General features: G+C 68.1%; 20 protein-coding genes. 8 read left to right on the forward strand and 12 right to left on the reverse strand.

Going from position 1 to position 22021, the window contains the following annotated elements:
- Positions 1-5 precede the first annotated feature (5 nt).
- Both C507_RS0101960 and C507_RS20095 read right to left on the reverse strand, forming a co-directional pair.
- The gene (locus tag C507_RS0101960; protein ID WP_018697970.1) at positions 6-1037 is read right to left on the reverse strand and encodes an ABC transporter substrate-binding protein; all 1032 of its coding nucleotides are present in this window, start codon (positions 1035-1037) and stop codon (positions 6-8) included.
- Between the two features lie 130 nt (positions 1038-1167).
- Positions 1168-1986 carry a shikimate dehydrogenase family protein gene (locus C507_RS20095; protein ID WP_018697971.1) on the reverse strand — a complete coding sequence of 273 codons (819 nt, stop codon included), beginning with the start codon at positions 1984-1986 and terminating at the stop codon, positions 1168-1170.
- Positions 1987-2103: 117 nt separating this feature from the next.
- On the opposite strand from C507_RS20095, the gene C507_RS0101970 reads away from it, so the two are divergent.
- The 4 genes from C507_RS0101970 (at position 2104) to C507_RS0101985 (ending at position 7682) form a co-directional block, all read left to right on the forward strand.
- Positions 2104-3009 carry a LysR family transcriptional regulator gene (locus C507_RS0101970; RefSeq protein ID WP_018697972.1) on the forward strand — a complete coding sequence of 302 codons (906 nt, stop codon included), beginning with the start codon at positions 2104-2106 and terminating at the stop codon, positions 3007-3009.
- A gap of 90 nt (positions 3010-3099) precedes the next feature.
- Positions 3100-4299, forward strand: a complete 1200-nt coding sequence (locus C507_RS20100; protein WP_018697973.1) for a chorismate-binding protein — start codon at positions 3100-3102, stop codon at positions 4297-4299.
- Positions 4300-4566: 267 nt separating this feature from the next.
- On the forward strand, positions 4567-5379 hold the full coding sequence (locus tag C507_RS0101980) for a CbbQ/NirQ/NorQ/GpvN family protein (protein WP_018697974.1): 813 nt from the start codon (positions 4567-4569) through the stop codon (positions 5377-5379).
- A 47-nt stretch (positions 5380-5426) separates the two neighbouring features.
- Positions 5427-7682 (forward strand): nitric oxide reductase activation protein NorD, encoded by a 2256-nt coding sequence (locus C507_RS0101985; RefSeq protein ID WP_169508938.1) that lies wholly within the window; start codon positions 5427-5429, stop codon positions 7680-7682.
- Positions 7683-7684: 2 nt separating this feature from the next.
- On the opposite strand, the gene C507_RS20105 is transcribed toward C507_RS0101985, so the two are convergent.
- From C507_RS20105 to C507_RS0102030, 9 genes are all read right to left on the reverse strand, one after another.
- Complete coding sequence (locus C507_RS20105) at positions 7685-8449, reverse strand: urease accessory protein UreD (RefSeq protein ID WP_169508939.1); 765 nt, start codon at positions 8447-8449, stop codon at positions 7685-7687.
- Between the two features lie 92 nt (positions 8450-8541).
- The gene (gene ureG, locus C507_RS0101995; RefSeq protein ID WP_018697977.1) at positions 8542-9201 is read right to left on the reverse strand and encodes an urease accessory protein UreG; all 660 of its coding nucleotides are present in this window, start codon (positions 9199-9201) and stop codon (positions 8542-8544) included.
- Between the two features lie 14 nt (positions 9202-9215).
- Positions 9216-10928 carry an urease subunit alpha gene (gene ureC, locus C507_RS0102000; protein WP_018697978.1) on the reverse strand — a complete coding sequence of 571 codons (1713 nt, stop codon included), beginning with the start codon at positions 10926-10928 and terminating at the stop codon, positions 9216-9218.
- Positions 10929-10941: 13 nt separating this feature from the next.
- A complete protein-coding gene (locus C507_RS0102005; protein WP_018697979.1) occupies positions 10942-11631 on the reverse strand; it encodes an urease subunit beta in 690 nt (229 codons plus the stop codon).
- Positions 11632-11656: 25 nt separating this feature from the next.
- Entirely contained in the window at positions 11657-12328 is a 672-nt protein-coding gene (locus C507_RS0102010) for an urease accessory protein UreF (RefSeq protein WP_018697980.1), read from the reverse strand.
- A complete protein-coding gene (ureE, locus tag C507_RS20110) occupies positions 12313-12960 on the reverse strand; it encodes an urease accessory protein UreE (protein ID WP_018697981.1) in 648 nt (215 codons plus the stop codon). The genes C507_RS0102010 and ureE overlap by 16 nt, the downstream gene beginning before the upstream one ends.
- Before the next feature lie 69 nt (positions 12961-13029).
- Positions 13030-14067, reverse strand: coding sequence for an aliphatic amidase (locus tag C507_RS0102020; RefSeq protein ID WP_018697982.1), 1038 nt, complete (start codon positions 14065-14067; stop codon positions 13030-13032).
- 442 nt (positions 14068-14509) lie between these two features.
- The gene (locus C507_RS0102025; RefSeq protein ID WP_018697983.1) at positions 14510-15169 is read right to left on the reverse strand and encodes an ANTAR domain-containing response regulator; all 660 of its coding nucleotides are present in this window, start codon (positions 15167-15169) and stop codon (positions 14510-14512) included.
- A 20-nt stretch (positions 15170-15189) separates the two neighbouring features.
- Positions 15190-16356, reverse strand: a complete 1167-nt coding sequence (locus C507_RS0102030; protein ID WP_040400537.1) for a transporter substrate-binding domain-containing protein — start codon at positions 16354-16356, stop codon at positions 15190-15192.
- Between the two features lie 269 nt (positions 16357-16625).
- On the opposite strand from C507_RS0102030, the gene C507_RS0102035 reads away from it, so the two are divergent.
- Positions 16626-17648, forward strand: coding sequence for an asparaginase (locus tag C507_RS0102035; protein ID WP_018697985.1), 1023 nt, complete (start codon positions 16626-16628; stop codon positions 17646-17648).
- Between the two features lie 24 nt (positions 17649-17672).
- Here the strand turns inward: C507_RS0102035 and C507_RS0102040 are convergent, their stop codons facing one another.
- The gene (locus C507_RS0102040) at positions 17673-19469 is read right to left on the reverse strand and encodes an acyl-CoA dehydrogenase family protein (protein WP_018697986.1); all 1797 of its coding nucleotides are present in this window, start codon (positions 19467-19469) and stop codon (positions 17673-17675) included.
- 137 nt (positions 19470-19606) lie between these two features.
- Between C507_RS0102040 and C507_RS0102045 the strand changes: the two genes are divergently transcribed.
- From C507_RS0102045 to C507_RS0102055, 3 genes are all read left to right on the forward strand, one after another.
- Positions 19607-20626: an L-threonylcarbamoyladenylate synthase gene (locus C507_RS0102045; protein ID WP_018697987.1), complete on the forward strand. Its 1020-nt coding sequence runs from the start codon at positions 19607-19609 to the stop codon at positions 20624-20626.
- A 127-nt stretch (positions 20627-20753) separates the two neighbouring features.
- Positions 20754-21680 carry a histone deacetylase family protein gene (locus C507_RS0102050; RefSeq protein WP_018697988.1) on the forward strand — a complete coding sequence of 309 codons (927 nt, stop codon included), beginning with the start codon at positions 20754-20756 and terminating at the stop codon, positions 21678-21680.
- Between the two features lie 62 nt (positions 21681-21742).
- A complete protein-coding gene (locus tag C507_RS0102055) occupies positions 21743-22003 on the forward strand; it encodes an exodeoxyribonuclease VII small subunit (protein ID WP_018697989.1) in 261 nt (86 codons plus the stop codon).
- The last annotated feature ends 18 nt before the right edge of the window (positions 22004-22021 follow it).

Raw genomic sequence — 22021 nt, forward strand, 5'->3', positions numbered from 1 at the left:
GCCGGTCAGTAGGTCTCGACGAAGGACGTGTCGACGAGCTCGTCCATGGTCAGGTCCTTGGTCACGAGGCCCTGCTCCTGGAACCAGGTCATCTGCTTCTCGATGTCGGTCACGTCCATCGCGCCGCCCTCGTTCAGGTTCATCGAACCGGCGAGGATCGGCGGCGCGGCCTTCTCGAAGGGACGGTCCTGGTAGACGTAGTTGTGGATGATCTTGATCATCTCTTCCTGCTCGCCCGCGTCCGGGTTCTCGGCGAGCATGACGCGGTTGAAGTCGGCAATGCCGCGGGCATAGGCGCGCACGAAGCGCTCCACCATGTCCCGGTTCTCCTCGATGTTCTTCACCGAGGTGAACAAGCCGGAGATCTGGTACTCGGCATAGTCGTAGAGCCAGCCGAGCATCTTGGCGTCGCCGGACTCAACCAGCGCCTTGGCGATGTGCGGCACCATGATCATGGCGTCGACCTGGCCGCTCTTCAGCGCCGCGATCATGGCGCCGACCTTCTGCAGCGGCACCAGCTTCACGTCATCGATCGTCCAGTCCTGGTGATCGGCGATGCGGGCGGTCATGTAGTGGAAGGTCGAGCCGACCTGGGTCATCGCGATGGAGTGACCCTCGAGCTGGTCGACGGAGGTCAGGCCGTCGTCATAGGCCTTGTTGGACGCCAGGATCATCATCCCGTCGACGCCGGCCTTCTCGTGAAGCACGCCGGCGACGAGGCGCACGGCGCCCTTGTCGGCAAGGCTCATGAAGCCGCCGGTCACGCCGGCGATACCGAAATCGACGTCGCCGGCGGCAGTCGCCACGGCGATCGGCTGGGCCGCCTGGAAGAACTTGAACTCAACGTCCAGGCCCTCTTCCTTGAAGTAGCCCTTCTCGTAGGCAATGAAGCCGGCAGAGTGCGAGGTGAAGCGCAGCGCGCCCACGACGACCTTGTCATCGGCTTTCGCCTGCTCGGCGGCGGCGAACGGCATGGCCATCAGCGCAGCCATCAGCGTGGCCCCCAGCCACGGCCGGAGTGTCTTGGTAAAGCTCACGGGTATCCTCCCTAAGGGTACGGTTCTTGAGGCCGGGAATCCGACGATGATGGCACATGTCCGCCATTTCCCCGGACTGGGAAACAGAAGACTCCCGCGCTGGGGATAGCCTGAGGCTATTGTTCGATTTCTATCGCCGTAGGTCCAGCTCGAAGCCGAACCGCTCCGCGATCGGGGCGAACTGGCCTTCCGCCATGGCCGCGCCGGACTGTGTGACACAGCCCATTTCCCGGCCGGTGCGCAGCCATGGGGTGGGCTTGGACGTGGACAGAACGTCGGCGACGAGCGCATCCGGCCTGACCGTGTCCAGCGGGTGGACCATGCTCTCCCCGTCCAGGCCGACGGCGGTGGCGTTGATGACGGCATCGAACCGGGCAAGGCTGGCCGGCACGCCAATCTCCAGGGCAACGCAGTGGTGCACCGCGAGGGTCGCCTTCAGCCGCTCGGCCCGCGCCGCATCGGCGTCCACCAGACGGATGCAGTGCGCTCCGGATTCGGCCAGGGCCAGCGCAATGGCCGATCCCGCCCCGCCGCAGCCAAACAGCGCAACCCTCAGGCCGGCCGGATCGAACCCGCTGCAGCGCATGCCGGCGACGAAACCGGAGCCGTCGACATTGTCTCCCACGAGTCGGCCGTCGCTGTCGCGAATCACGACATTGACCGCGCCGACCAGCCGGGCCCGGTTGCTGACCACGTCCAGATGATCCGCGGTGGCCGCCTTGTGGGGTGCCGTGACCACGCAGCCGCGGCAATTGCTCCAGCCCCGCATGGCGGCGAAGAACGCGCCCAGCGCGCCGGGTTCCACGTCGAACGGAACCATGAGGGCGTCGATGCCCTCTTCGGCGAAGCGGCGATTGAAGGTCGCGGGCAGATGGGCATGGGCGATCGGCGAGCCGATCATCGCGGCAAGCGCCGCACCCGCGGAAGGGATGAAGGGGGAACGCGTCAAATCGGGTCACCCGGATGCTGTTTCCACCTTCAAAGCACAGCGACACCCGTGGTGGCTTGGCGCGATTGTGTGAACGGCTATAGCTTCTTGGAATAGCCCCCTGCCAAGAAGCCCCCGATGCTGTCCTTTCGCCAACTTGAAATTTTTCGATCGGTGATGGTCTGCGGATCCATCAGCGCGGCCGCCCAGCAGCTCAACATCGCCCAGCCCACGGTGACCAACACGATCAAGCGGCTGGAGGACATGCTGAAGGTCGACCTCTTCGACCGCAGCGGCGGCCGCCTCGCGCCCACCCGCACCGCGCGACAGATCTTCGAGGTGGTGCAGCCGTCCATCATCTCCATGGAGCAGCTCTCACTGACGGTCCAGGAGATCGCCAGCGGCCGTCACGTCATGGTCCGGCTGGGCGTGTCGCCAAGCGTCTCCCAGGCCCTGGCGCCGCGCGCGCTTCGGCACCTGGCCGATCACAATCCCGGCATGAAACTGAGGATGGACACCCTCTCCCTCAAGCAGATCAAGGACTATCTCTGGCTTTCCGAGGGCGATTGCGCCGTCACCATCTTTCCGCTCGACGACAGTTTCATCCTGTCGCGCAAGCTCGCCGAGATCTCGCTGGTCTGCCTCATTCCGCTGGGTCACCCGCTTGCGAACCGCGACAGCGTGTCGGTGTCCGACATCGCCGACGAGGAGCTGGTCTTCTTCCACCCCAACACCCCGCACGGCCAGATGGTGAAGGACATGTTCGCCTCCCTGAAGGTGACGCCGCGCATCGCCGTGGAGACGCGCTTCGCAGAGAGCGCGGTCAACCTGCTGCGCGTGGGCTTCGGGATCGCCATCGTCGACGAGCTCACCGGCAAGGGCGTGCGCGGCACCGACGTGAAGATCGTGCCGCTGGCCGGGGCGCCGAAGCTGCCGGTGCTGTTTCATCACCATCGCAACCACGGGTCACCGCAGCTGATTGCCTTGGTGCGCGGCTGCGTGGAGCGCGCGGCGCGGGAACTGGGCCTGCAGCCCGGCGGATAGCTTCACGCTATGGGGCGGCCGCCTCTTCTGGCTGGTGGCGCTGCCCGAATATCTGCATCAGGAATACTTAACGTGGAGGCGTGAAGACTGATGGACGTGTCGCAGGACGTAAAAGCCCTCGTCGGAACCGCGAGCGATCGGGGGTTGCCGTTCGCCCTGTGGCGGCGTCCGGACGGCGACAGGATGGAAGGCATCGTTTCCTGCGAACCGGTCTGCGGCCGGACGGTGTTTGCCGGCGGTCACCTCGCCCCGTTCTACGCTCTCGGCCGCTTTGCGGCACCGCGGGCCAACCAGTGCGATGCCATCACCGCTGACGCGATCATCCGCGGAGCCGAGATAAGCTGGTGGTCGGAGGACGGCGCGGTGAGCGGTCCCACGTCCCACAGCCAGAAGATCCTCGCGGCAGCGGCGGAGCGACGGAATGGCGCGCTGCCGATCAAGGCGAGCGCGGGCGGCCCCATCCCCGAGCAGACCGGCCCCGAGGCCTATCGCGACCTGGTGGCCCGCGCCGTGTCCGAAATCGAGGCCGGCAGCTTCCGCAAGGTCGTGCTGTCGCGCTGCGAGGCCCGACCGCTCGCGCCGGATACGGACTGTTTCTGCCTGTTCGAGGATCTCGCCCGCAAGCTTCCGGCGGCGTTCGTGTCGCTCGTGTCGCTGCCGGGTGAAGGCACCTGGCTGGTGGGCACGCCCGAAACCCTGGTGTCCGTGCGCGACGGCACGCTCAGGACCGTTGCCCTCGCCGGCACCCAGTGGGCCAAGGACGGCGTACCGCTCGCCGACATCTGCTGGCCGGACAAGATCATCGAGGAGCAGGCGCTCGTCTCCGCCTATATCCGCCGCGCACTGGAAGCCTCCGGCCTCACCGCTTACGAGGAGCTCGGCCCGCACACGGTGGCCGCGGCCGCGCTCGTGCATCTGCGTTCCGATTTTTCCGTGACCCTCGCTGCCGACGACGCCGCCAAGCTCGGCGGCCTACTCGACCGGCTGAGCCCCACCTCCGCCGTGCTCGGCATGCCCAAAGAGCCGGCGCTCGACTTCCTCGTCGCCAACGAGGGCTACGACCGGGGCTACTACACCGGCTTCCTCGGGCCGGTCGGCTTCGACGGCGGCACCGATCTCTACGTCAACCTGCGCACCTGCCAGATCATCGGCGACACCGCCTGCCTCTATGTCGGCGGCGGTATCGTGGCCCAGTCGCAGCCCGACGTGGAATGGGAGGAGACCGTCCAGAAGACCCGCACCGTCGGCACGGTGCTGCCGACCCGCGAGCCGGAACCTGTGGACGCCTAGGTCCGTCAGAATTCGGCGCACCCCCTTCGCCAACTCGCGTCGGGCGTGCTAGCATTCAAATCAATGTCTTTCGCCGGGCACCGTAGCCCGGCTTACCCGGCCAATGATGCCCATGTCGCGCGATCCACGCGCGGCGTTTCGTCGACCCGCGCGGCGATGGCAGGGCATTGGCCCCGAACCTCTCTCCGCCGGACGACCCGCGCCGCCCTGTCGCGCTCGCTTCACAGCTTGTGGCGCCCCAAGGGGCGTGTCCGACCGGAGGCTTTCATGACGGCTCCCCTTTCCCTGGATGCCTATCGCATCACCGAGGAACCCTATTATCGCCCTGCCGGCGATGAGGTCGCCGTCTTCGAGGCGGCCTGGCGCGAACGCCTGCCGGTCATGCTCAAGGGGCCGACCGGTTGCGGCAAGACGCGCTTCATCGAGCACATGGCATGGCGCCTCGGCGTGCCGCTGGTGACCATCGCCTGCCACGAGGACATGACGGCGAGCGACCTGGTCGGCCGCTACCTGATCGATGAGACCGGAACCGTCTGGCATGACGGCCCGCTGACGGTCGCCGTCCGCCACGGTGCCATCTGCTATCTCGACGAGGTGGTAGAGGCACGGCAGGACACCACCGTGGTGATCCATCCCCTCACCGATGCGCGGCGCGTCCTGCCCATCGAGAAGCACAACGAACTGGTCCGCGCGCACGCGGACTTCCAGCTCGTCGTCTCCTACAATCCCGGCTACCAGAGCGCCATCAAGGACCTCAAGGAGTCCACCAAGCAGCGCTTCTGCGCCATCGGCTTCGACTATCCAGCGCACGAGGCGGAAGCCGCGATCGTCGCCGAGGAAGCCGGTGTCGCTCTCGATGTCGCAAGCCAGCTGGTGGCCATCGCCGAGCGCAGCCGCAATCTCGGCGGCCAGGGCCTGGCGGAAGGGGCCTCCACCCGCATGCTCGTCCATACTGGACGGCTGGTCGCCCAGGGGCTTCCTCTCGCCCAGGCTGTCGACACCGCCATCGTCATGCCCGTCACCGACGAGCCGGACGTGCGCGCCGCGCTGGCTGCCGCCGTCGAGGCCTGTCTGCCGTGATGACAAGCGTCGCCCGGCTGGATCCGCCGGCCGCACCAGATGGCGGCGTGGTTACTCGAACAGAGCGGCTTTTCGCCGGCCGCGGGGCCCTCGGCGTGGCCTACCGCGAGGCGGCCGAAACTGTTGCGAAGCACGGATCCGAGGATGACACCGAAGTCTGGTGCGCATCGGTCTCCGGGCTGGCGAACGCCAATGCCGGGGCGACCGCGCTGCTCGCCGCATGGCAACTCTCCCGCGAGGAGATTCGGGCCCTCGGCCCCCGCCGGCTCGCGCGGATCATCGAGGCGGCGGGGGCGGTCTGCCGGCGTGCCGGCGCGACAGCGGCGGCCCAGCTTCTCAAGCAGGCGCCGCTGGCACGAAGGTCGCTGCGGTCCGGCGATTCCACCGTCACCTGGGCCGACATCGTCGCCGACCTGGCCCGGGAGATGCCCACCGCCATAATCCCCCTGCTCGCGGAAACCGGCCGCGTTCTCAGCCGCACCGACCTCGACGGTTTCCGGCACTGGGTCGAGAGCGGACGGCGTGCCTGCGAACGCGATACAGGCAGTCAGGTGGCCTTTTTCTCGCTGGAGGATCCAGCGGCCGTGCGCCTTCTCGCCCGCTCGGGCCGCAGCCAGCCATTCGACCGGTTGGAGCGCCGTCTCTCTCCCTACGCCGCGGCGCTGTACGGAAGGCCGGCCGCGCTTCGCGGCATTGAGCCCGACCCCGAGGCAATCGTGCCGCCTCGCCCCAACATCGCCGGCGGGCTGATGCGGTTACCGCTGCGCTTTGCGGGTGCAGACGAGATCCAGGACCGGACCTACCACGCTGCGGTTGCCCACATGGGGGCGCACCTGGCGTTCAGCCGATCCCGTTTCGAGGTCGGCAAGCTGCGCCCGTTGCAGATTGCCCTGGTCAATCTGGCCGAGGATCACCGGGTGGAGACGCTTGCCTCCCGCGCCCTGCCCGGCCTTGCCAACCTCTGGCGGAGCTTTCACACCATCGGTGCCGATACGCCGACCACCACCGACAACCTGCTGGCCCGGATCGCGCGGGCCCTCGCAGATCCGGCTTTCGAGGACGATGACTGGGCGGTTGCCAAGGCCCGCGCCCTCCTGGCCGAACGGTCCGACCGATTGGAGGATCCGCAGATTTCCCGCGAGTTCGGATCTTTGCTGGGCAACGATTTCGGTCAGCGTCGCCTGCAGTTCAACTGGAAGACCTATGCCGTCGAGCCCCTCTACCGGGACGACGGGCTGGGGCTGTGGGAGTTTCCCGAGGACGTCGCGCCGCCGGAAACCATCGAGATGTTCTCCGATGTCGCGCGACCGGAGGAATGCAGCGACGCTCCGGAGCGTGATGACGGTCGCGTCGACCAGGATCTCGAACCGGCCCGGGTCCGCGCCGCGACCAGAGAGGACGGACTGCCGGTTGCCCGCTATCCGGAGTTCGATCATCGCACCGGCGATCTTCGCCAGGAGTGGACGTCGGTACGCGACATGCCGGTCCCGTCAGCAAGCCCGGCGCGGCTGCATGCCCTCGCGGCGACGCATGCCTCCGTCCACCAGAAGCTGGTCAGCCAGATCCGCTCGGCCCGAATTGGCAGGTCGGAACGGCTCAAGCGACAGCCGGACGGGGACGTTCTCGACCTGGAGGCCGCCATCGATCACACGGTCAAGCGGCGTCTCGGCGAAATCGGCGACGACCGGCTGTTCATCCGGCGCAACCGCCAGGCTCGGGATCTCGCCACTCTGGTGCTTCTCGATGTCTCCGAATCGACGCGCGACCGCCCGCCGCTGTCCCCGGCCAGCGTGCTTGACATGGAACTGGCTGCCACGACCCTGCTCGCCGGGGCGCTGGACGATCTCGGCGACCGGATCGCCATCCGTAGCTTCGCCTCCGACGGGCGCAACGACGTGCGCATGGCGCGCCTCAAGGAGTTCGACGAACGCCTCTCCGACGGTCCCCTCGGTCGGCTGGCCGGCGTCAGGCCGGGTCTGTCCACCCGGCTCGGTGCGGCGATCCGACACGCGACCGGCGAGATCGCAGCGGAACGGGCCTATCGACGGCTGATCACGGTGGTGACCGATGGCGAACCGTCCGACGTGGACGTCGCCGACCCGGACTATCTGGCGCTCGATGCCCGCCATGCCGTGCGGGCCGCCCGGCGCGCCGGCATCGACATCGTCTGCATTGCGCTGTCGAACGCGCATCTGGACCGGGCAAAGCAGGTCTTCGGCGCCGGCCACGTCTTTCCTGTCGGCCGGATCGACACCCTGCCGACTGCCCTGTCGGCCATCATCTTCCGGTTGGCTGCGAGGTAACGCTACTTCCGCCGCCGGCCCGGTTCCCCGTCATAGACGAGGCGGAAGGCCGCCGCGAACACCGCATCGAGAACCGCCGACAGGGCCACGCCGGACGAAGCCGCTATGCGCACCGACAGGCCGGTGCCGAAGGGAAGCCGGCAGGCCGCCACCCGGGCGCCCTCGATCGCGCCGATCGAGGCTTCCATCTCCACCGGGTCGGCATCGGCCGCTTGCGGCCCGGCGATCATCACGCCAGCACTGGCCAGAACTCCGTCAAGGCGCGAGACAATGGAAAGGTCGGATCCCACGAATTCCAGCCGGTCGATGGGCTCGGGCGATCCGTCCGGCGTCTCGATGCGGATCTCGTTTTCCAGCCGGCCGAAGGGCCGATCGGCGCCTTCGGGATCGTGGATCATGAAGGCCTCGGAGACCAAGACGGTCGCATCCGACGCGCGCCGAACCCTGACGCTGGTGGACAGTTCGGCGCCGGGAAGCAGGATCAGCGGATCGGGCGCATGGAAGACCACCGAGCCCGCCTCCGCCTCAATCAGCGTCTCGGCGACGGTCGGTGTGCCGCGCGCGTGATGCACGATGGTCGACGCCTGGGTGGTGACGCTGAGCTCCGCGCCCTCGCACGCGCGAATGCGCACCGGCAGCCGCTCGCCGCGATAGTAGCCGCCCGAGGCCGACTGCAGGTAGAGGGTGGCAAGGCCGGGCGCGCTCTCCCGGTCGAAATAGAACGGCCGTGTGATGTGGAACGGGTAGCGGACCAGTTGCTCGGCCAACCGCGTGCGACCGCCCTGGCGTCGAAACGTCAAGTCCAGGGCCGGCGCGCCGGTCGCCGGATCGCCGGCTGGACGCGAGGGCGGCACCGCGTTCATCGGCTGAAGAGCACGGCACGGCCGAGTTCGTCCGCGAGCGAGCCGATCCCCTCGCCCGTTCGGGCGTTGGCCAGCAACACGGGCCGTCCCTCCCGCACCAGCAGCGCCTCCTCGTACATGGAGACGAGGTCGACGCCGACGTGCGGCGCCAGGTCGATCTTGTTGATGATCAGGAGGTCGGCCTGGATGACGCCGGGACCGCGCTTTCTCGGAATGTCGTCGCCGCCCGCCACGTCGATGACGAACGCCCACCAGTCCACCAGATCCAGCGAGAAGGTGGAGGCGAGATTGTCGCCGCCGGACTCGATCAGCACCAGGTCGGTGCCCGGAAACGCCATTTCGAGGTCGTCCGCCGCGGCGATGTTGAGGGTCGGGTCCTCCCGGATCACGGTATGCGGGCAGGCCCCCGCCTCCACCGCCGCAACACGGGCGGGGTCGATGAACCCGCCGCGCCGGATGCGTTCGGCGTCCTCGTCGGTGACGAGGTCGTTGGTGATGACGCAGAGCTCGGTGCCGCGCGCCGACAGCATGGGCACGAGCGCCTCGAGGATGGCGGTCTTGCCGGAGCCGACCGGTCCGCCGATCCCGACCCGCGCCGCTCCGCCGCCAGTCGCCGGATGGGTCTTCAGATGCTCGATGTCGTGGGTGCCGTGCATGGCGTCCTCTTCCCTCAGCGCAGCATGTAGAGCTGGGCGAGCGGCAAGCGTTCGGCCGGCTCGCAGGTGGCCAGTTCCCCGTCGACGAAGACATCGAAGGTTTGCGGATCGACCCGGATGTCCGGCACGGCGTCGTTGTGCAGCATGTCGGCCTTGGTCAGCGTTCGGGTGCCCCGAGCCGGCAGCAGCCGCTTCTTCAGGTCGAGGCTGTCGGCGATCCCCGCCTCGATGGCCGTGGGGTGCACGAAGCAGGCGGACAGCGCCTGTTTCGCCCTGCCGAACGCGCCCCACTGCGGGCGCATCTGGATCGGCTCGCAGGTCATCAGCGAGGCCGCGCTGTCGCCCATGGCGCCCCAGGCGATGAAACCGCTCTTGATGACCAGTTCCGGCTTGATGCCGAAGAAGCCCGGTCGCCAGACCACGATGTCGGCCATCTTGCCGTCTTCCAGCGAGCCGATGTGGTCGGCGATGCCGAAGGTGCGCGCGGCATTGATGGTGTATTTCGCGATGAACCGCTTGATGCGCTCGTTGTCGCCGCGCGCCGTCGTCTCCTCCGGCAGCCGGCCGCGCTGATCCTTCATCTTCGAGGCGAGCTGCCAGGTCCGGCAGATCACCTCGTGGATGCGGCCCATGCCCTGGCTGTCGGAGCCCAGCATGGAAATCCCGCCGAGATCGTGCAGCACGTCCTCGGCCGCGATCGACTGGGCCCGGATGCGGCTTTCGGCGAAGGCAACGTCCTCGGGGATCGACGGGCTCAGATGATGGCACACCATCGTCATGTCGAGGTGTTCGTCGAACGTGTTGACCGTGAACGGGTTGGTCGGGTTGGTCGAGGACGGCAGGCAGTTCGCGACGCCGGCCACCCGGATGATGTCCGGGGCGTGGCCGCCGCCGGCGCCTTCCGTGTGGTACATGTGGATGGTGCGCCCGCCGATGGCGGCCAGCGTATCCTCCACGAAGCCGGATTCGTTGAGCGTGTCGGTGTGCAGCTGGACCTGGAAGTCGAGGTCGTCGGCCACCTGCAGGCAGGTGTCGATCACTGCGGGCATCGCCCCCCAATCCTCGTGGATCTTCAGGCCGAGACAGCCGGCGGCCATCTGTTCGGGCAGCGATTCCGGCTTGTGGGTGTTGCCGCGTCCGAGAAAGCCGAAATTGATCGGCCAGGCCTCCGCCGCCTGCAGCATCTTGCCGACATTGAACGGTCCGCCGCAGTCGATGCCCACGGTGATGGGCCCGAGCGAGCCGCCGATCATCGTGGTAATGCCGGACGAGATGGCGTGTTCGCACAGCTGCGCGGAATCGAAGTGGACGTGGACGTCGATGGCTCCGGGCGTGGCGATCATGCCCTCGCAATCGCGCACCGTGGTCGCCGTGGAGACGATGAGGCGCGGGTCGACGCCGTCCATCACCGCCGGATTGCCGGCCTTGCCGATGCCGACGATATTGCCGTCCTTGATGCCGATATCGCCCTTCACGATGCCGACCACGGGGTCGATGACGAGGACATTGACGAGGAGCATGTCGAGCGCCCCGTCCTCGCTCGTCGCGCCGGCCACGAGCCCCATCCCGTCGCGCAGCGTCTTGCCGCCGCCGTGCAGGCATTCATCTCCGTAGGCCGCGTAGTCCTTCTCCACCTCGGCGAACAGGCTGGTATCGCCCAGCCGGACCACGTCGCCCGTGGTCGGTCCGTACATCGCTGCGTAGTCGGCCCGCGAGATCGTCGTCATTGCCTGTCTCCTCCTACGCGCCCTTGAAGCCGCGCTCGCGAGCGCGTTGCAGCGCCGCTGCCTTGGCCGCTTCGTCGGTGGCACCATCGTTGAGGGCGTTCAGCCCGGACACCTCGCGGTTGCCGCCGAACGGCACCAGGGTGACCTCTTTCGACTGGCCGGGCTCGAAGCGCACCGCCGTTCCGGCCGGGATGTCCAGCCGCCGCCCGTAGGCCGCGGCACGGTCGAAATCGAGCGCCTTGTTGGTGTCGAAGAAGTGGTAGTGGCTGCCCACCTGGATCGGGCGGTCGCCGGTGTTCACGGCGGTGACGGTCACCCGGTCGCGACCGGCGTTGAGTTCGATCTCGCCGTCAACGGCCAGCGTCTCGCCGGGTGGGTCGAGATCCGCCGGCGGGGTGCCTAGGCGGATCGGGTCATGCACCGTCACCAGCTTGGTGCCGTCGGGAAACACGCCCTCCACCTGCAGCATCGGCAGGAGGTCGGCGACCCCCGGCATCACGTCGTCGTAGGTGAGGATCTGGCTGCCCCACGAGATCAGGTCGGCCACGGACCGGCCCTCGCGCGCCCCTTCCAGGATCTCGTCGGTCAGGATGGCGACGGTCTCCGGATAGTTGAGCCTCAGACCCTTTGCCCGCCGTTTCCGGGCAAGTTCCGCTGCCGTGTAGATCGTCAGCCGCTCGAGTTCGGTGGGCGTCAGAAGCATGATAGTTCCTTTGTCGGCAAACGAATCAGGACGCGAAGAGCCGGCCGCGCTGACGGCTGTGATGGGTGGCGGCAATGTCCACGAGCGGTGTGAAGCTTGACGGCGCGGCGCCCTCCGGGATCGGCAGCGCGGCGATGTGGTCGATGTCGGCAAGCGCCTCGCCAACGATGCGCTGGGTGTCCATGGCGCCGACCCGGCCCAGCCGCAGCGCCGCCTGGGCGATGCCCATCGCCAATCCATAGCCGGCTACGTTTATCGCCTCGGCCTCTTTCAGCCCGAGGCTGCGGCTGACCATTCCCTGAACGATGGCGAGATGACCGAAGGCTTTGCGGCCCCGCACCCGCGCCTGGTAGGACGCCGTCCCCTCCGTCCCTAGCCGGGCATGGGCTGCAAGTAGCGCGGCACCGTTCTTCAGCGATGCGGCGCGCTGCGCCTCCACCGGCGATGCCGCATGAAACTCCCGGTCGACGGCGGCCAGCGCCTCCTGGTCGTCGGCAACCCGAAAGGCCCGGACGAGCGCAACGCGGTCCGCCGTGGCAAAGCGCAGCCGGAGTTGCTCGCGGACGAAGGCGAGCACCGCCTCGGCGCCGGCCGCCCTGTCGGCGGCCAGAATCGGCTCCAGCCCCTGGGAAAAGGCGAAGCTGCCGCTCGGGAAGGCCGTGTCGGCGAGCCGCAGTGCGGTCAGGAGGCCCGACATATGCCCTCCTTTGCCGGAGCGGCGCCGTGCGGGTGCATTCGTTTTCGGTGGTGATGGTGTCCGTGTAGCCCGGGAGCGTGGGGGTCGTGCCCAGGCCCGCCGTGCCCATGATCGCCGTGCCCGTGATCTGCGTGCCCGTGGTCTGCGTGCCGGTGCGGCTCGGGTTCGGGGCCGGCGGCCCCGGTGACCGGCGTGCCCACCACGATGCGGCCGCTGGCAAGCAGCGGCTTCAGCCGGGCCAGATAGGTAGCCACCGGCCCTTCGAGCCCGACGAACAGGGTCGCGCCGGAGAACCGCACCCGCCAGTGCAGATTGCCCGCGTGGTAGCCGAGTTCGACGGCCGTCGCCGGGTCGGCGGGCGTCAGCGGCAACCACTCGATCTCGTCGACGCGTACGACGATGATGTGCTCGCCATCGCAGGCGAGCACCGCGCCGTCATGCAGGCGTTCGCTGCGCGACAGCGCGATGGCGACGTCGGTGCCGTGGTCGGTGACCACCCGCATCCGGCGGCGCGAGACGTCGCCGGCGCCAAGCCGGACCGTTTCCAGCCGCCCGGCGTGTGCGGCGGAGTGCACCTCGGCGGCAAGAGGCTCGCTGTCGGCGCTTCCGAGGATGGTCTCGATACGCAGCATGACCGGACTCCGTGATGGCAGCCAGGAGGATCGCCGGCCGACGCCCGTCGCGCCGGCCGGTAGGACGGCTCAGCGGTGCGAGGTTGTCTCGTTGGGAATTCCCTCGATGGGACATTCCTCGGTGCCGACTGTGGGCCGGGTCACCCCCTCCACCATCTCGCGCGTGCCGTCCGGATCGGTTACCCAGTTCTTGTAGAATTCGAACGGACAAACGGCGTGGCCGCGGATGTCGTCGCCGGAGTTGATGGTGCCGGTGTAGCCCCGGTGCAGAAGCTTGAAGAGGTGGTTCTGCGACTGCATGTTCTTGCGGGAATCGCGGATCAGCGACAGCGACAGCTGGGCATACTGGATGCCCATGTCCTCCTCGCCGCACTCGCCCAGCGTCCGGCCGTCGAAGCCGACGATGGCGGAATGGCCGAAGTAGGAATAGACGCCGTCGAAGCCGGCCGCGTTGGCAACCGCCACGTAGGTATTGTTGGCCCATGCCATGGCCTTGGCCATCACCACCTGCTGCTCCTTGGCCGGGTACATGTAGCCCTGGCAGCGGACGATCAGCTCGGCCCCGCGCATGGCGCAGTCGCGCCAGATCTCCGGATAGTTGCCGTCATCGCAGATGATCAGGCTGATCTTCATGCCCTTCGGTCCTTCGGAGACGAAGGTGCAATCGCCCGGATACCAGCCCTCGATGGGCACCCACGGCATGATCTTCCGGTATTTCTGGACGATCTCGCCCTGGTCGTTCATCAGGATCAGGGTGTTGTAGGGCGCCTTGTTCGGGTGCTCCTCGTGCTGCTCGCCGGTGAGCGAGAACACGCCCCAGACCTTCGCGGTCCGGCACGCCTCTGCGAAGATCTCCGTCTCGTCGCCGGGGATCGTCGACGCCGTCTCGTACATCTCCTTCTGGTCGTACATGATCCCGTGGGTCGAATATTCCGGGAAGATCACGAGATCCATGCCGGGCAGACCCTTCTTCATGCCGATCAGCATGTCGGCGATGTTCTTCGCGTTGGCGAGGACCTCGGCCTTGGTGTGAAGGCGCGGCATCTTGTAGTTCACGACGGCCACGCCCACCGTGTCGTGGCTGCTGGAGATGTCACCGTGCAACATGTCGGTATCCTCGTTCTGTCCGGTGTGGTTGTTTTTCCCCGCCGCCGCCTGGCGCTGGAGATGTGTCCCGGTCCCGCACGTCCATCCCCTGGCGCGCGCTGAAACCCGATCAGTGAAGCCAGTCCTCGGCCGGCCCCTTGCCGGCTCACCCAACCCGTCAGCCGCTGAGATCGGTCCGTTTGCGCGAATGGCCCTCTGCCTGCGCATGAGGACATCGGCGCGGCTGCGCGCGCTCGCGCCACCCGGTCAGGTCTGTCGGGACTGGGACTTGGTTGCTGGACCGACGGCCTTGTCGGCAGATCCAGACAAGCGGAAACAAAAAAGCCCCGTGAAGGCCGTTGGGCCTTCCGGGGCTGCGTTGCCGCGTGCACCGACATCCTTGTCGATGCCAAATGGTGCGAGATCAGGCCGCTACTGCGACTTTCCTTCGCATGCCCACAAGTTAAGCATCATCACCTTTCGGGCGCAAGCGGGATTTCCTCGCGGCATCCTTCGGTATGGCGGCACCCCCGCCCAGCACGTCGTTTGCGTTGATGATGGCAGCCGCCAGGTCCTCCATGGCCATGCGCTTCGCCATCGCCTGGCGGCGCAGCATGCCATACGCGTCCTCCTCGGAAATGTTCTGGCTGTTCATGAGGATGGACTTGGCCTTTTGCACCTGCTGCATGCCGGACAGCCTGCGTTCCAGCTTGCGCGCGCGCTTTTCCGCATCCATGCGCTGCAGCCACAGGCTTCGGGCGACAGTCAGGTTGGACAGGAGACCAAACGGCCGGATCGGGCGCTCGACGATCGCAAGCGCCCCGCTCTCCAGCACGATCTGCAGCGTGCTGGGGTCCTCGTAGCCGACGATGGCGATGATGGTCGGCTGGATCTGGCCGCCGCGCTGACGGGTCAGCTTGCGGATCTTCTCGCGCGCCTCGTACTCGATGGCCAGCACCACGACGTCCGCCGTCGGCGAGAACTCGTCGGGCACCGGCCACTGGGTCTCCGTCAGGCAGCCGATGCGGTGAAACTGGTCCACCAGGCTCTGCCCCTCCGCGTCCGGCGGGTGAATGACCTGGACGCGAAGCCCCCGAAGATCGCGCAGTACCTGGATAGCCACCTTGTCGATCCCCCGAACGTTCAGGCCCGCCGGCTCTCGAAGGCCAGGCTGGACCAGTCGTCGATGCTCGGCGACAGGAAATAGGGATCCGGCTTGATGCCCACCGGAGGCGCCCAGACGATCTCGAAGGCGCCATCCGCGCCAACGCGTCCGATCTTCGGCCAGAGGTAGGTGTGATTGTTCTCCGGCTCGATCTTCACGCGTCCCTGCGGCGCGTCGTACTCACTCCCCTTGAGAGCATCCAGCAGCGCTTCCGGCGCATCCGTATCAGCGGAGGCCAGGGCCCGGGCAAACAGGTGAACCTGAAAATAGGCGGCTTCGGCACTCGCCGCCACCGGGGCCGAATGGCCGTATTTCAGCTTGAAGGCCGACACGAAGGATCTCGCCGACGAGGTGGTGAGGCTCTCGAAGAAGGGGGCCGAGGTGATATGGCCTTCCGCATCCCCCGGCTCCATCTGGGCGATTTCCGCCTCGCTGGTCGTCAGGCTTGCAATCGGCATGCGCGCGGGATCGAAACCCGCCTCTCTGTACGCCTGGTAGAGCTGCGCCGTTCCCGCCCCGACAACGGTGGAGAAGATCACGTCCGGCTCGTGCTTGCGGACTTCCCGCACGAAGCGCTCGAAATCCTTCTCGCCCGGCTCGAGCGGGATGTAGATTTCGTTGAGCACCCTGCCCTTGGCGCTCACCACCAGGTCGGACATGACCCGGTTGGATTCGTAGGGAAAGACATAGTTCGAGCCCACCAGCAGGAACCGGTTTCCGTGCGCCTCTAGCAGGTACTTGAGCAGCGGCAGCGCGTTCTGGTTCGGCGCGGCGCCGGAATAGATGCAGCGCGGCGAATACTCGAACCCCTCGTAGAGCGTGGAGTAGAACAGCAGCCCGTTGCGGGCCTCCACCACCGGCAGCAGCGCCTTGCGCGTGCTCGACATGTAGCAGCCGAAGATCACCCGGACCCCGTCCCGGTCGATCAACGCCTCGCCCAACTCCGCGTAGCGTTTCGGGTTGGAGGCCGGATCGTGCATGACCGGTTCGATCGGGCGGCCGTTGACCCCGCCGGCTGCATTGATCTCGTCGATGGCCAGAAGCGTCGCGTTCAGCTGGGAGCGTTCGATCGCCGCCGTGACACCGCTCTGGGAGAACAGCACGCCGACTCTCCAAGGCGTCCCTGAACTCGAACCTCCTGCCACAACACCCTCCAAAAAAAAGCTCCCGAGTCTCCGGAGGGAGACGCGAGAGCTCCATTGCTCGCTCGACGGCGGGTCGGCGCTGACCCTTCCCGTCACATTAGGCCACCGAGATCGGCGAACGCAAATCACCGTTGCGGTGCGCTCCGATCCGGACGCCCCGATCCTGGCCACAAGCGGTGCGTTCCCGTCCGCACCGCGCGATCGGGAATGGACCATGACGGCCGGGGCTGCGAAGATCGCCGCCGCCCGAAAACCGGAACCGGATCGCCATGCCCAACTCCGTCCTCGTCGAAGTCACCCGCGGCCTGCGCGTCGAATCCCGCCATCGCGGCTCCATCGCCATCGTCGATGCCGGCGGCACCACCCGGCTCGCCCTCGGCGAGATCGACGAGCCGGTGTTTCCGCGCTCAGCCGTCAAGATCTTCCAGGCGCTGCCGCTGATCGAAAGCGGCGCCGCCGACCGCGCCGGCCTCAGCCAGGCCGAGCTGGCGGTCACCTGCGCCTCCCACAACGGCGAGGAGGGGCATGTGGCCGCCGCCCGGTCGATTCTCGCCAAGGCGGGTGCGGCCGAAAGCGCGCTGGAGTGCGGACCGCAGTGGCCGGCGCTTGGTCCCGACCAGGACCGGATCCGCCATGCCCACGCCCAGCCGGGCGCCCTGCACAACAACTGCTCCGGCAAGCACGCCGGTTTCGTCTGCGCCGTCAAGCACATGGGCCAGCCGCTTGAAGGCTATGTCCGCGAGGACCATCCGCTGCAGGTGCAGATCCACGACATCCTCTCCGAGCTCACCGGCGCCAGTCTCGACGCCGATGTCTGCGGCATCGACGGCTGTTCCATCCCGACCTGGGCCATTCCGGTAGAGCGTCTGGCCGGCGCCTTTGCCGGTCTCGCCAGCGGCACCGGCATGGCACCGGAGCGCGCGGCGGCCCTGACCCGGCTGCGCAAGGCCTGCGCCGCGCATCCGTTCGAGGTGGCCGGTACCGACCGGTTCTGCACCGACGTTATGGGCCATTTCGGCGAGGTCGCCTACGTGAAGACCGGCGCCGAGGGCGTCTATTGCGCCGCCCTGCCCGGGCTCGGCCTGGGCGTTGCCATCAAGATCGATGACGGCGCGACGCGCGGCTCCGAGGCGGTGATGGCCGCCGTCCTGCAGAGCCTCGTCGCCCGCTCCAGCGACGACCGCTCCTTCCTCGACCGCTGGGCACGCCAGCCGGTGGAGACCCGGCGCGGGGTTGTCGCCGGCACGATCCGGCCGGGCGAGCCGCTGGCCGACGCCCTGGCGGACCTCTGACCCGGCCGGCAGCCCGCAACCGCTTCAGAACGCGAGCAGCTCCGCCGATGCCGAGGCGATCGCATCGCCGCCCTCCTCGATCTCCCGGCGCAGCGCCGCCGTCGCGGTGAGCAGCGTGGTGGCGAAGAAACGCGCAACGAGGACACGGCGGTTCGCGTCAAGCGACGCCTCCCCGGCACCGGCCTCCACCGAGATGAGCGCCCCCTTGGCCAGCGCGACGCCACCGGCGGTCAGCCCGGCGAGCCGCAGGAACGGCGTGGCACCGGCCAGCGCCTCAGGCACCCGTCCGTCGGCCCGCGCCGCGGCAAGCCAGGTCGCCGCCGCCTCCAGATCGGCAATGGCCGCCAGGAGCCGGTCGCCGAGCCCATCGAGCGACGCCTCGTTGGAGCCCCGCACCCGCTCCGCGTCGTCCCGCAGGTCCTGCACCCAGGCGGAAAACACCGCGCCGTCCGCCAGCGGCAGCTTGCGCATGGCCAGGTCGATGGCCTGGATGCCGTTGGTCCCCTCGTAGATCGGAAAGATGCGGGCATCGCGGAGATATTGCGCGGCTCCGGTCTCCTCCACGTAACCCATGCCGCCATGGACCTGGACACCGAGCGAGGCGACCTCGACGCCGACATCGGTGGAAAACGCCTTGGCGATCGGGGTCAGCAGGTCGGCGCGGCCCTGCCAGAAGCGCGCCGCCTCTCCCTCCATGCCATCCGCCCGGTCGATCGCGACCGCGCAGGAATAGGCGATTGCGCGCGCGGCCTGGGTCAGCCCACGCATGGTGAGCAGCATCCGCTTTACGTCCGGGTGCTCCACGATGGGCGACATGCCGGCGCCCTCAGCCCCCGGCGCCCGCCCCTGCGTCCGTTCGGCCGCATAGGCCGACGCTTTCTGCAGGGCTCGCTCGGCAATGCCCACGCCCTGCAGGCCGACCGCGAGCCGGGCGTTGTTCATCATCGTGAACATGCAGGCGAGGCCCCGGTTTTCCTCGCCGACGAGCCAGCCCACAGCCCCGTCGCCCCCGTCGCCGTAGCCCATGGTGCAGGTAGGCGAGCCGTGAATGCCCAGCTTGTGCTCGATGGCGCGCACCGCTACGTCGTTGCGCGCCCCCAGCGATCCGTCGTCGTTGACCAGGTATTTTGGCACAAGGAACAGCGAGATTCCCCGTGTCCCTGCCGGTGCGTCCGGCAGGCGTGCGAGCACCAGATGGACGATGTTCTCCGTCAGGTCGTGGTCGCCATAGGTGATGTAGATCTTCTCGCCGAAGACCCGGTAGCTGCCGTCCTCGGCGCGTTCCGCCCGGCTGCGCAATGCTCCCACGTCGGAGCCCGCCTGCGGTTCCGTCAGGTTCATCGTGCCCGCCCAGCGGCCGGAAACCAGCGGTTCCAGATAGCGCGCCTTCAACGCGTCCGAGGCATGCGCCTCGATGGCCTCGATGGCGCCTGCCGTCAGGATGGGCCCGATGGCGAAGGCCGGCGAGGCCTGGTTCCACATTTCCACGACCGCCGCGTAGAGCGCCATGGGCAAATTCTGGCCGCCATGCTCCGACGGCCCGGTCAGCGCCGACCAGCCGCCCGCCACCCAGCCGTCGTAGGCCTCCTTCCAGCCGGGCGGCATGGTCACGGCCCCGTCCTTCAGCGGTGTGCCGTGCCGGTCGCCGACGACGTTCAGCGGCTCGATCTCACCGGCGGCGAACCGGCCCGCCTCGGCGAGGATCGCATCCACGAGATCGTCGGAGAGATCGGGGAAAAGCCCTTCCTCGATGGCCCGGTCGAGGCCGGCAACCGACTTGAGCGTGAATGCGATCTCGTCTACGGGCGCACGGTAGGCCATAAGGGTCTCCCTGGGGCGATGGTCCGGCGCCCCCTTGCGGTTCCGGCCGGCCTCGCCTGAGTTGTTTGTCCCGGTGCGCGGCCTGTCCCGGTCCGCACCTCTTGTGCCTCACACTAGAAAGCCGCCGCGTTCCGTCAATGGCCGTCCCCCACGCCCCCAGCACCGCCGCGCGACCCCGGATCGCCCGGCTCGTCCGTCCCGCTGACGATGCGGAGGCCTTTGCGGCCGCCGTCGCGGCGCTCGAGGCCGGCGACCTGGTCGCGGTCCCGACCGAAACCGTCTACGGCCTGGCCTGCGACGCGACCAATCCGGACGCTGTCGCGCGGCTCTATGCCGCAAAGGGCCGGCCGGCCATCAACCCGCTCATCGCCCACGTGGCGGATGCGAACGCCGCCGCCCGCGAGGCCGTTTTCGACGACCGGGCCCGGCTTCTCGCCGAAGCCTTCTGGCCCGGCCCGCTTACCCTGGTCCTGCCCCGGCGATCCGACAGCGCCATCGCCCCTTCCGCCTGCGCGGGTCTGACGAGCGTCGCGCTCCGGGTCCCCGCCGCGCCCCTGATGCAGGGACTGTCCACCGCGCTCGGCCGACCCGTTTCCGCCCCCAGCGCCAACCGCTCGGGCCGCATCAGCACCACCACGGCCGACGCCGTCCTCGACGAGGTCGGAGACGCAGTGGCGGTCGTGCTCGACGCGGGGCCGTGCCGGATCGGGGTCGAATCGACCATTGTCGGTCTAACCGACGGCCCGGCGCGCCTGCTGCGGCCCGGCGGCATCGCCCGTGCCGCCATCGAGGAGGTCCTCGGAGCACCGCTTGCCGATCCTCCGGCCGGATCCGCGTCCGCCCCCTCCGCTCCGGGCCTGCTCACCTCGCACTACGCGCCGCGCGCGGCCGTGCGTCTCGATGCGGTCGAGATCGATCCCGGCGAGGCCTGTCTGGCCTTCGGCGACATCGTTCCGGCCGGCAGCGTACATGCCGTTGCGTTTGAAAATCTGAGCCCTGCCGGGGACTTGCACGAGGCGGCTGCGAATCTCTTCGCCGCGCTGCGCCGGCTGGATGCCTCCGGCGCACACACGATCGCGGTGGCTCCCATCCCCGATACCGGGCTCGGCGAAGCCATCCGCGACCGGCTGGAACGCGCCGCCGCCCCGAGGTCCTGAACGCGGTATCCCGACCGAGCAAGAGACGCCGCAAGGGGCGCGCGAGCACGTCGGGCAAGCCTGCCTCGATTGACAAGGCCCGACCGGGCGTCGTCTGATCCCCGCAATCAAGAATGGACAGTGCCCGGTGCCCACCCTCCTCCTGCATCATCCGAAATTTCTCGAGCACGAGACCCCGCATGGCCATCCCGAACGCCCCGACCGGCTGAGGGCCATCGACCGGATCCTGGAGCACGAACGCTTCCAGAGCCTCGAGCGCGACCTGGCAACTTCGGCCAACGACGAGCAGATCGCCCGCGTTCACCCGACCTCCTACATCCAGCACATCCGGGCTTCGGCCCCCGAGGACGGGCTGGCGCGCATCGATGCCGACACCGCCATGTCGCCGGGCACGCTCGATGCGGCGCTTTTGGGCGCCGGCGCCGCGTGCACTGCGGTCGACGAGGTGATGACCGGCAAGGTCTCCAACGCCTTCTGCGCCATCCGGCCGCCTGGCCACCATGCCGAGAAGTCCACGGCCATGGGCTTCTGCTTCTTCAACAATGCCGGCATCGCCGCGCGCCAGGCGCAGGCCGCCCATGGCGCCGAGCGGGTCGCCATCGTGGATTTCGACGTCCACCACGGCAACGGCACCCAGGACATCTTCTGGGATGATCCGAGCGTCTTCTACGGCTCCACGCACCAGATGCCGCTTTATCCGGGCACGGGTGCGCTGACGGAAACCGGGGCAGGCAACATCTACAACGCGCCCCTGTCGGCAGGCGCTGACGGCGAGGTCTTCAAGGAGGCGGCGCGCACGCGAATCCTTCAGCCCCTCAAGGACTTTCGGCCCGATCTTGTGATCATCTCGGCGGGCTTCGACGCCCACGTCCGCGATCCGCTCGCCGAACTGCGGCTCACCGAGGCCGATTTCTCGTGGATCACCTATCACCTGATGGAGATCGCCGATCAGTGCTGCCATGGCCGGGTGGTGTCGGTGCTGGAAGGCGGCTACGATCTGGAGGGACTCGCGCGCTCCGCGGCGGCCCATGTCATGGCGCTGATGGACGCCTGATCCGAGTGACGGCGGCCCTGCCCGCCAGTCCCGTTTTCTTCACCTTTTGACGAGGCGCTCGCGTGACCGAGACCGCATCTGCCCTTCCCGACGACATCGCCGCCATGAGCTTCGAGCAGGCGCTCGCGGAACTGGAGAAGATCGTGGGAAGGCTTGAACAGGGCGAGGTCCCGCTCGAGGAATCCATCGCCATCTACGAGCGCGGCGAGGCTCTCAAGAATCACTGCGAGACGCTTCTGAAACGGGCCGAACTTCGAGTCGAGAAGATTCAGGCCCGCGCCGACGGGACCGCTGCCCGGACCGAGCCATTCGATCCGAGCTGACCGGTTCGCGTCGGACAG

It is taken from the genome of Amorphus coralli DSM 19760, assembly GCF_000374525.1.
GTDB classification, from domain to species: Bacteria; Pseudomonadota; Alphaproteobacteria; order Rhizobiales; family Amorphaceae; genus Amorphus; species Amorphus coralli.

Excerpts from the sequence above, each read along its gene's own strand:
- C507_RS0102035 (WP_018697985.1), top strand. The coding sequence starts at position 16,626 with ATGCCCAACTCCGTCCTCGTCGAAGTCACCCGCGGCCTGCGCGTCGAA.
- C507_RS20100 (WP_018697973.1), top strand. The coding sequence starts at position 3,100 with ATGGACGTGTCGCAGGACGTAAAAGCCCTCGTCGGAACCGCGAGCGAT.
- C507_RS0101980 (WP_018697974.1), top strand. The coding sequence starts at position 4,567 with ATGACGGCTCCCCTTTCCCTGGATGCCTATCGCATCACCGAGGAACCC.
- C507_RS0102010 (WP_018697980.1), bottom strand. The coding sequence starts at position 12,328 with ATGTCGGGCCTCCTGACCGCACTGCGGCTCGCCGACACGGCCTTCCCG.
- ureE (WP_018697981.1), bottom strand. The coding sequence starts at position 12,960 with ATGCTGCGTATCGAGACCATCCTCGGAAGCGCCGACAGCGAGCCTCTT.
- C507_RS0102045 (WP_018697987.1), top strand. The coding sequence starts at position 19,607 with ATGGCCGTCCCCCACGCCCCCAGCACCGCCGCGCGACCCCGGATCGCC.
- ureG (WP_018697977.1), bottom strand. The coding sequence starts at position 9,201 with ATGCACGGCACCCACGACATCGAGCATCTGAAGACCCATCCGGCGACT.
- C507_RS0102020 (WP_018697982.1), bottom strand. The coding sequence starts at position 14,067 with ATGTTGCACGGTGACATCTCCAGCAGCCACGACACGGTGGGCGTGGCC.
- ureC (WP_018697978.1), bottom strand. The coding sequence starts at position 10,928 with ATGACGACGATCTCGCGGGCCGACTACGCAGCGATGTACGGACCGACC.
- C507_RS0102040 (WP_018697986.1), bottom strand. The coding sequence starts at position 19,469 with ATGGCCTACCGTGCGCCCGTAGACGAGATCGCATTCACGCTCAAGTCG.
- C507_RS0101970 (WP_018697972.1), top strand. The coding sequence starts at position 2,104 with ATGCTGTCCTTTCGCCAACTTGAAATTTTTCGATCGGTGATGGTCTGC.
- C507_RS0102005 (WP_018697979.1), bottom strand. The coding sequence starts at position 11,631 with ATGCTTCTGACGCCCACCGAACTCGAGCGGCTGACGATCTACACGGCA.